Source organism: Streptomyces antarcticus, from assembly GCF_026627255.1.
GTDB lineage: Bacteria > Actinomycetota > Actinomycetes > Streptomycetales > Streptomycetaceae > Streptomyces > Streptomyces antarcticus.
On sequence record NZ_JAPNLM010000019.1, the window covers coordinates 150,510 to 159,721 of the forward strand.

The following is a 9,212-nucleotide window of genomic DNA, read 5'->3' on the forward strand; positions in this document are numbered from 1 at the left end:
CGTGCCCTTCCTGTTGCTGATCGAGGACGACGACGCCATCCGCACGGCCCTCGAACTCTCCCTGTCACGCCAGGGCCACCGAGTGGCCACCGCGGCGACGGGAGAGGACGGCCTGAAACTGCTGCGCGAGCAGCGGCCCGATCTCATCGTGCTGGACGTCATGCTGCCCGGGATCGACGGCTTCGAGGTGTGCCGCCGCATCCGCCGCACCGACCAGCTGCCGATCATCCTGCTCACCGCGCGCAGCGACGACATCGACGTGGTCGTCGGCCTGGAGTCCGGCGCCGACGACTACGTGGTCAAGCCCGTCCAGGGCCGGGTCCTCGATGCCCGCATCCGGGCCGTGCTGCGCCGCGGCGAGCGCGAGTCCACCGACTCGGCGAGCTTCGGCTCGCTGGTCATCGACCGCGCCGCCATGACCGTCACGAAGAACGGCGAGGACCTCCAGCTCACGCCGACCGAGCTGAGGCTGCTCCTCGAACTCAGCCGCCGGCCCGGCCAGGCGCTGTCCCGCCAGCAGTTGCTGCGCCTCGTCTGGGAGCACGACTACCTCGGCGACTCGCGGCTCGTCGACGCCTGCGTGCAGCGGCTGCGCGCCAAGGTCGAGGACGTGCCGTCCTCGCCCACGCTGATCCGTACCGTCCGCGGCGTCGGGTACCGCCTGGACTCGCCGCAGTGATCCGGGCGCTGCTCGCGGGCCGGCGCTGGACCAGCCTGCGGCTGCGGCTCCTCGTGGTCTTCGCGCTGGTCGCGCTGACCGCCGCGGTCTCCGCCTCCGGGATCGCGTACTGGCTCAACCGCGAGGCGGTCCTGACCCGTACGCAGGACGCCGCCCTCGGCGACTTCCGGCAGGAGATGCAGAACCGGGCCGCCGCGCTCCCCGCGGACCCGACCGCCGAGGAGATGCAGCGGACCGCCGAGCTGATGGCGGGCAGCAGCCCCGGGTACAGCGTGCTCCTGGTGAACGAGGGCGAGGACGGCCGCGAGGTGTTCGGCGCGGCGGGGCCCGACGCCTTCGGGCTGGACGACGTACCGCGGTCGCTGCGGCACGCGGTCGACGACCGGCAGAAGACGACGTCGGCGAACGACTCCGAGTACCACGTGTACTGGCAGCGGACGAAGCCGCAGGGCAACCCGTACCTGGTCGGCGGGACGCGGATCGTGGGCGGCGGGCCGACCGGCTACATGTACAAGTCCCTCGCGCAGGAGCGCGACGACCTGAACGCGCTGGGCTGGTCGCTGACGATCGCCACCGGACTGGCCCTGCTCTGCTCGGCGCTGCTCGCGCAGGCCGCGGCGCGGACCGTGCTCAAGCCCGTGCAGCGCCTCGGCGACGCGGCGCGGCGGCTCGGCGAGGGCGAGCTGGACCACCGGCTGGCCGTGTCGGGGACGGACGAACTCGCGGACCTGTCGCACACCTTCAACAAGACGGCGGAGGCGCTGGAGAAGAAGGTCGCCGACATGAGCGCGCGCGAGGAGTCCAGCCGGCGCTTCGTCGCGGACATGTCGCACGAGCTGCGCACGCCGCTGACGGCGCTGACCGCGGTGGCGGAGGTGCTGGAGGAGGAGGCCGACCACCTCGACCCGATGATCGCGCCGGCGGTGGCGCTGGTCGTGAGCGAGACGCGGCGCCTCAACGACCTGGTGGAGAACCTGATGGAGGTCACCCGCTTCGACGCGGGGACGGCCCGGCTGGTGCTCGACGACGTGAACGTCGCCGACCAGGTCACCGCGTGCATCGACGCGCGGGCGTGGCTCGACGCGGTCGAACTCGACGCGGAGCGGGGCATCGTGGCGCGGCTCGACCCGCGCCGTCTCGACGTCATCCTCGCCAACCTGATCGGCAACGCGCTCAAGCACGGCGGCTCGCCGGTGCGGGTGTCGCTGGCCGTGGAGGGGGAGTGGCTGGTGATCGCGGTGCGCGACAACGGGCCGGGCATTCCCGAGGAGGTGCTGCCGCACGTCTTCGACCGGTTCTACAAGGCGAGCGCGTCGCGGCCGAAGTCGGACGGCAGCGGGCTCGGCCTGTCGATCGCGATGGAGAACGCGCACATCCACGGCGGCGACATCACCGCGGCCAACGGGGCGGGGGGCGGTGCGCTGTTCACGCTGCGGCTGCCCGTGGACGTGGGGAAGGTGATCGAGGATGACGAGGAGTAGGAGGGCGGCGCGCGGCGGGGCCGGGCGGGCGCCGGCGCCGCTGGGCCTGAGGGGCGGCCTGACGGGCCTGACGGGCCTGACGGGCCTGGCGGTCGTGGCGGGCCTGGTGTCCGGGTGCGGGATCCGGGCGACGACCGTGCCGGTGGACGTGGGGCCGGCGCCCTCGCGGGTGTCGTGCGACACCCCGGACCAGGCGTCCGGGCAGGGCGGGGTACAGGGCTTCCGTGCCTCGGTGGAACTGGTCTGCGGATCGCAGCTGGTGGGGGTGGAACGGATCGTCCCGGTGCCCGAGAAGCGGGTCGTACGGGATCCCGTGGCGCTGGTCGCGCAGGCGCTGCTGGAGGCGCTGGAGAAGTCGCCCTCGGCCCAGGAACGGGACGCCGGCTTCAGCACCGGGGTGCCCTCGGGGCTGACGGCGGGCGCGCCGAGGCCGGGCGACCCGGCGGGCGCGGTGCGCCTGAGCCGCAAGCCGGAGGACCTGCCGCCGGTGGCGCTGTCGCAGATCGTCTGCACGCTGGCGGGCAACGAGGCGGTGTCGGCGGGCCCCGGGCCGGTGGTCCTGGGCGGTCCCGACGCGGATCCGCCGCGGGCGTGGGAGTGCACGGACGCGGTGCGTTCGCGGCCGGAGTCGGTGCCGACGCTGGGCGAACTCGTACGACCGTCGGCGACCCCGTCTTGACGCACCGCCCGCACGGCTCGGCGCCGCCGCGCCCTGCCTTCTCGACACCCCGCCCGAACGGCTCGGCGCCGGCGAGCGGGGCGGGCTCGTGGTCCTGCGGCGCAGGCGACGCCGGCCCCCGGAGCCTGGGGCTCCGGGGGCCGGCGGGTGTCGGGCGCGTCGGGAGGGCTAGATTCCGGCAGCCGCCGCCAGGTCCTTCTTGACCGCGTCCAGGATCTCCTGGCCGCGGGTGCGGGCCGCGGCGAGGCCGGAGGCGTCGGCGACCGGGACCACCACCTCCAGGTAGCACTTCAGCTTCGGCTCGGTGCCGGACGGGCGGACGATCACCCGGGCCTTGTAGTCACCGTCCAGGTAGTAGCGCAGGCCGTCCGTGGGCGGCAGCGCCGCCGAACCGACGGACAGGTCCTCCGCCGAGACGACCCGCAGACCGGCGAGGGACACCGGGGGCTCGGCCCGCAGCGCGGCCATCGCCGAGGCGATCACCGACAGGTCCGAGACGCGGACCGACAGCTGGTCGGTGGCGTGCAGGCCGTGGGCCAGCGCCAGGTCGTCCAGCAGGTCGGTCAGGGTGCGGCCCTGCTCCTTCAGCTCCGAGGCCAGCTCCGCCACCAGCAGGGCGGCGGTGACGCCGTCCTTGTCGCGGACGCCCTCGGGGTCCACGCAGTAGCCGAGCGCCTCCTCGTAGCCGTAGCGCAGGCCCTCGACGCGGGCGATCCACTTGAAGCCCGTCAGGGTCTCCTCGTAGCCGACGCCCGCCGCCTCCGCGATCCGGCCCAGCAGGCTGGACGAGACGATCGACTCGGCGAACACGCCCTGCGCGCCCTTGCGCACCAGGTGCGCCGCCAGCAGCGCGCCGACCTCGTCGCCGCGCAGCATCCGCCAGCCGGTGGCCGACGCGCCGTCCGGGACGGCCACCGCACAGCGGTCCGCGTCCGGGTCGTTGGCGATCACGATGTCGGGGTTCACCTCGGCGGCCTTCGCGAAGGACAGGTCCATCGCGCCCGGCTCCTCCGGGTTGGGGAACGCCACGGTCGGGAAGGCCGGGTCGGGCTCGGCCTGCTCGGCGACCAGGACCGGCTCCGGGAACCCGGCGCGGGCGAAGGCCGCCAGGACGACGTCCTTGCCGACGCCGTGCATGGCCGTGTAGACGGTCCGTACGCCCCGGGCGGACCCGGGGGTCAGCACGGCGTCGGTGCGGGCCAGGTAGGCATCCAGGACCTCGTCGCCGAGGTCCTCCCAGCCGGACTCCGGGCGGGGGACCGAGGCGAGGGTGTCCACGCGGGCGATCTCCGCCGCGATCTCCACGTCCGCCGGGGAGACGATCTGCGAGCCGTCGCCCAGGTAGACCTTGTAGCCGTTGTCCCGGGGCGGGTTGTGGCTCGCGGTCACCTCGACGCCGGCGACGGCGCCCAGGTGCCTTATGGCGTACGCCAGGACGGGCGTCGGCAGCGGGCGGGGCAGGACGGCCGCACGCAGTCCGGCGCCGGTCATGACCGCCGCGGTGTCGCGGGCGAAGTCCGCCGACTTGTAGCGGGCGTCGTAGCCCACGACGACCAGGCCGCCGGCGTGACCCTGGGCCTTCAGGTAGGCCGCGAGGCCCGCCGCCGCCCGGATGACCACGGCGCGGTTCATCCGCATCGGGCCCGCGCCCAGCTCGCCGCGCAGTCCGGCGGTGCCGAACTGGAGCGTGCCGGCGAAGCGCTCCGCGAGCTCCGCCGTGTCGCCCGCGTCGACGAGCGCGGCGAGCTCGGCCGCCGTCCCGGGGTCCGGGTCCTCCGCCAGCCAGGCCCGCGCCCGGGTGATCAGGTCGTCCTGTTCCTGCACTGCTTCCGCCTTACCTCTCGTACCTCTGGGGGCCCCTGCGGCCCTCTGCGGCCCTGCGGCCTCTCGCGCGGTCGCTCAGATGCGCGCGAGGACCCGGGTCAGCAGCGTGCCCATGCGCGAGGCCGAGTCGCGGCCGGCCTGGAGCACCTCTTCGTGGTTGAGCGGCTCGCCCGACAGGCCCGCCGCCAGGTTGGTGACCAGGGAGATGCCCAGCACCTCGGCGCCGGCCTCGCGGGCGGCGATGGCCTCCAGCACGGTGGACATGCCGACCAGGTCGGCGCCCATCACGCGGATCATGTTGATCTCGGCCGGGGTCTCGTAGTGCGGGCCGGGGAACTGCACGTAGACGCCCTCTTCGAGGGTCTCGTCGATCTCCTTGCACATCGCGCGCAGGCGAGGCGAGTAGAGGTCGGTGAGGTCCACGAAGTTCGCGCCGACGATCGGCGAGGTGGCCGTGAGGTTCAGGTGGTCGCTGATCAGGACCGGCTGGCCGGGCTTCATGCCCTCGCGCAGGCCGCCACAGCCGTTGGTCAGCACGATGGTCTTGCAGCCGGCGGCGACGGCCGTGCGCACGCCGTGGGCGACGGCGGCGACGCCGCGGCCCTCGTAGTAGTGGGTCCGGCCGAGGAAGAGCAGCGCGCGCTTGTCGCCGATCTTGTACGAGCGGATCTTGCCGCCGTGGCCCTCGACGGCGGGGGGCGGGAAGCCGGGCAGCTCGGTGACCGGGAACTCGGCCTCGGGCGCACCGAGCGCCTCTGCGGCGGGGGCCCAGCCGGAGCCCATCACGAGGGCGACATCGTGGGTCTCGGCGCCGGTCAGCTCGCGCAGACGGGCGGCTGCGGCGTCGGCGGCGGCGAAGGGGTCGGTAACAGATGCGTTCACGCGGACGAGCGTAACCGCTCAATCCCTACGCGCGTAGATGGCGCAGCTCACGGTGTTCGGATCGTTGCCTTGTCGTTTCCGCCGAATCGTCCCGGTCGCGCGGTGCGGGACCGGTGCGGGGCGGGCGCCGGCGGTGGGGCGGGCGGCGGGCCGGGCGGTGGGGCCGGTGGGGCGCCGGGCCGGTGGGGCGGGCCGCAGGGCTCAGCAGGGGCGCTTGCGCAGTTCCATCACGTAGTCGTGCGGGGCGCCGGCGGACTCGGCGGCGTCGGCCAGCTCGCCCAGGTAACGGGCGGAGGGCAGGCCGCCCTCGTAGCCGTTCAGCACGTACACCCAGGCCGCCTCCTCGCCCTCGAGGGTGTGCACCCGTACGCGCATCCGGCGGTAGATGTCGAGCCCGACGCCCTCCCAGCGGTCCATCGACTCCTCGTCGAGCGGCGCGATGTCGTACATGGCGACGAAGATCTGGTGGCGCGGCGCCTCCACGATCGTGGCGAGAGCGCCCTCCCACCCCATCTGCTCGCCGCCGAAGGTCAGCCGCCAGTCGTTGATCCAGCCCGTGCCGCGCAGCGGCGAATGGGGAGCGCGGCGCGTCATCAGCCGCGGGTCGAGGTTGCCGGCGTACGCGGCGTAGAGCGACATGTGGTCGAGGGTACGGGAGGGGCGGTGGTGGCCGCGTTCCCGGATGGAGGGACCGGGCGCGAAGCACCTTGATGCGTGCGGGACAATGGGGCACGGAATGCATCCCCCGGGGAGACCCCCCGGAACACCGGCCGGGGCGGCAGCCGACCGGGTAGACGTGAGGCGGACTTTTCGTGACCCGGATCGTGATCATCGGCGGCGGACCCGGCGGGTATGAGGCAGCCCTGGTGGGGGCCCAGCTCGGCGCGGAGGTGACCGTCGTCGACTGCGACGGTCTGGGCGGGGCGTCGGTCCTGACCGACTGCGTTCCCTCGAAGACGCTCATCGCGACGGCCGAGGTCATGACGACCTTCGACTCGTCGTACGAGGAGCTCGGCATCGTCGTCGCTGACGACACCCCGCACATCGAGCAGGCCGCGCGCGTCGTCGGCGTGGACCTCGGCAAGGTCAACCGGCGCGTCAAGCGCCTCGCGCTCGCCCAGTCGCACGACATCACCGCCTCCGTCACCCGCGCGGGCGCCCGCGTGATGCGCGGCCGCGGCAAGCTCGGCGGCCCGCAGGGCATCGACGGCACCCGGGACGTCATCGTCACGGCCGCCGACGGTTCGGAGACGATCCTCACGGCAGACGCCGTACTGATCGCGACCGGCGGACACCCCCGCGAGATCCCGGACGCGATGCCCGACGGCGAGCGCATCCTGAACTGGACCCAGGTCTACGACCTGGAGGAGCTCCCCGAGGAGCTCATCGTGGTCGGCTCCGGCGTGACGGGCGCCGAGTTCGCCGGCGCCTACCAGGCCCTCGGCTCCCGGGTGACGCTCGTCTCCTCCCGCGACCGGGTGCTGCCGGGCGAGGACCCGGACGCCGCCGCCGTACTGGAGGACGTCTTCCGGCGCCGCGGCATGAACGTCGTCGGGCGCTCGCGCGCCGAGTCCGCGAAGCGGGTCGGCGACCGGGTCGAGGTCACGCTGTCGGACGGCCGGGTGCTGACCGGCACGCACTGCCTGATGGCGGTCGGCGCGATCCCGAACACCAGGAACATGAACCTGGAGGAGTCGGGCGTCCGTCTCAAGGACTCCGGGCACATCTGGACCGACAAGGTGTCCCGTACGTCGTCTCCCGGCGTGTACGCGGCCGGCGACGTCACCGGCGTTTTCGCCCTCGCCTCGGTCGCCGCCATGCAGGGCCGCATCGCGATGTACCACTTCCTCGGCGACGCGGTGGCCCCGCTGGACCTGAAGACGGTCTCCTCGAACGTGTTCACCGACCCCGAGATCGCCACCGTGGGCTACACCCAGGCGGACGTGGACTCCGGCAAGATCGACGCACGGGTGGTGAAGCTGCCGCTGCTGCGCAACCCGCGCGCGAAGATGCAGGGCATCCGGGACGGCTTCGTGAAGATGTTCTGCCGCCCGGGCACGGGCATCGTGGTCGGCGGCGTGGTCGTCTCCCCGCGTGCGAGCGAGCTCATCCACCCGATCTCGATCGCGGTCGACAACAACCTGACGGTCGAGCAGATCGCAAACGCGTTCACCGTGTACCCCTCGCTGTCCGGTTCGATCGCCGAGGTGGCCCGCCAGCTCCACACCCGCAAGGCGGAAGGCAAGGCCTGATCCGTCCCAACCGCCCCATGCCGCACCGGTGTTGGGGCGGTGGGTCGCCGTGTGGCCGTCCGTTCACCCAAGTCTCGGGCCGCGTATACCACTAGTCGCCCTGCCATACGGACAACTTCGGTATTCCGGCGCAAGGAGCTGAAAGCAGACGGTCATTGGGGTTACTGTCAGTTTCGTGTTCGCTGCAGAACGTCGCCAATTGATCCTCGAAATGGTGCGGGCCAACGGAGCGGTATCGCTCCGGGAGCTCGCCCGCGTCGTCCAGACCTCCGAAGTGACCGTACGGCGGGACGTGCGGGCGCTGGAGGCAGAAGGACTCCTCGACCGCCGGCACGGCGGTGCGGTCTTGCCGGGCGGTTTCACGCGGGAGTCCGGCTTTCCGCAAAAGTCCCATCTCGCGACGGCGGAGAAGACCGCCATCGCCGACGTCGCGGCCTCCCTCGTGGAAGAGGGTGAGGCCATCGTCGTCGGCGCGGGCACCACGACCCAGGAGCTGGCCCGCCGGCTCGCCCGGGTGCCCGGACTGACCGTGGTGACCAACTCCCTCCTGGTCGCCCAGGCGCTGGCCCATGCCAACCGGGTGGAGGTCGTCATGACCGGCGGCACCCTCCGCGGGTCCAACTACGCCCTCGTGGGCAGCGGTGCGGAGCAGTCCCTCCAGGGGCTGCGCGTCTCCCGGGCCTTCCTGAGCGGGAGCGGCCTGACGGCCGAACGCGGGCTGTCCACGTCCAACATGCTCAGCGCGAGCGTGGACCGGGCCCTCGTCCAGGCGGCGGCGGAGGTGGTCGTCCTGGCGGACCACACGAAGCTGGGCACGGACACCATGTTCCAGACGGTGCCGACCGACGTCATGACCCGCCTGGTCACGGACGAGCCGCCGCCGCACGACGACCGCGCGGCCACGGAACTCCAGGCCCTCGCCGACCAGGGCGTACAGATCACGGTGGCGGGCTCGGCCCACCCGGCCGCGGCCGGCGACCCGATGCAGGGGCGTCGCCCCCGCCGCGACTCCCCCCTCCCGGTCCAGCGCCGGGGCGCCCCGCCGTCGCAACTGCGCAGCGCGTCGTCCCTCCCGGACCCGGGCGACCGCGAGCGCGAACGGGCGAGGGTGGCGGACATGCGACGGCGGTGACGGCTCGGCTGCATCCCGCAGCGGCCCTCCGTATATGACATCGGCCCCCAGGACCCGGACGGGTCCTGGGGGCCGATGTCGTCTGGCGACTCGGGAGATCAGTCCTTGATCTCGCAGATGGTGGCGCCGGAGGTGAGGGAGGCGCCGATCTCGGCTTTGAGGCCGGTGATGGTGCCGGAGCGGTGGGCGTTGAGGGGCTGCTCCATCTTCATGGCTTCGAGGACGACGATGAGTTCGCCCTCGGTGACCTGCTGGCCTTCTTCGACGGCGACCTTGACGATGG

The 9,212-nt window shown here is 73.1% G+C and carries 9 protein-coding genes; 5 read left to right on the forward strand and 4 right to left on the reverse strand.

The window, feature by feature from the left end; all coding sequences use genetic code 11:
• Position 1: 1 nt before the first annotated feature.
• From afsQ1 to OTB16_RS26470, 3 genes are read left to right on the forward strand one after another with little or no spacing between them, the layout of a single operon-like run.
• Entirely contained in the window at positions 2-679 is a 678-nt protein-coding gene (afsQ1, locus tag OTB16_RS26460) for a two-component system response regulator AfsQ1 (RefSeq protein ID WP_267723259.1), read from the forward strand.
• Complete coding sequence (locus tag OTB16_RS26465) at positions 676-2,160, forward strand: sensor histidine kinase (RefSeq protein ID WP_267723260.1); 1,485 nt, start codon at positions 676-678, stop codon at positions 2,158-2,160. Before afsQ1 ends, OTB16_RS26465 begins: the two co-directional genes overlap by 4 nt.
• Positions 2,147-2,839, forward strand: a complete 693-nt coding sequence (locus OTB16_RS26470) for a hypothetical protein (RefSeq protein WP_267723261.1) — start codon at positions 2,147-2,149, stop codon at positions 2,837-2,839. The genes OTB16_RS26465 and OTB16_RS26470 overlap by 14 nt, the downstream gene beginning before the upstream one ends.
• Positions 2,840-3,007: 168 nt before the next feature.
• Here OTB16_RS26470 and OTB16_RS26475 read toward each other — a convergent pair whose 3' ends face one another.
• The 3 genes from OTB16_RS26475 to OTB16_RS26485 form a co-directional block, all read right to left on the reverse strand.
• Positions 3,008-4,663 carry a phospho-sugar mutase gene (locus OTB16_RS26475; protein WP_267723262.1) on the reverse strand — a complete coding sequence of 552 codons (1,656 nt, stop codon included), beginning with the start codon at positions 4,661-4,663 and terminating at the stop codon, positions 3,008-3,010.
• Between the two features lie 75 nt (positions 4,664-4,738).
• Positions 4,739-5,545 carry a purine-nucleoside phosphorylase gene (locus OTB16_RS26480; protein ID WP_267723263.1) on the reverse strand — a complete coding sequence of 269 codons (807 nt, stop codon included), beginning with the start codon at positions 5,543-5,545 and terminating at the stop codon, positions 4,739-4,741.
• Positions 5,546-5,746: 201 nt separating this feature from the next.
• Positions 5,747-6,184: a gamma-glutamylcyclotransferase family protein gene (locus OTB16_RS26485; RefSeq protein WP_267723264.1), complete on the reverse strand. Its 438-nt coding sequence runs from the start codon at positions 6,182-6,184 to the stop codon at positions 5,747-5,749.
• Positions 6,185-6,357: 173 nt separating this feature from the next.
• On the opposite strand from OTB16_RS26485, the gene OTB16_RS26490 reads away from it, so the two are divergent.
• Positions 6,358-7,797, forward strand: a complete 1,440-nt coding sequence (locus tag OTB16_RS26490) for an NAD(P)H-quinone dehydrogenase (protein ID WP_267723265.1) — start codon at positions 6,358-6,360, stop codon at positions 7,795-7,797.
• Positions 7,798-7,972: 175 nt separating this feature from the next.
• Positions 7,973-8,929 carry a DeoR/GlpR family DNA-binding transcription regulator gene (locus OTB16_RS26495; RefSeq protein ID WP_267723266.1) on the forward strand — a complete coding sequence of 319 codons (957 nt, stop codon included), beginning with the start codon at positions 7,973-7,975 and terminating at the stop codon, positions 8,927-8,929.
• 98 nt (positions 8,930-9,027) lie between these two features.
• Here the strand turns inward: OTB16_RS26495 and OTB16_RS26500 are convergent.
• The coding region (locus tag OTB16_RS26500; RefSeq protein WP_324290883.1) for an acyl-CoA carboxylase biotin carboxyl carrier protein subunit at positions 9,028-9,212 on the reverse strand (185 nt) is incomplete at its 5' end.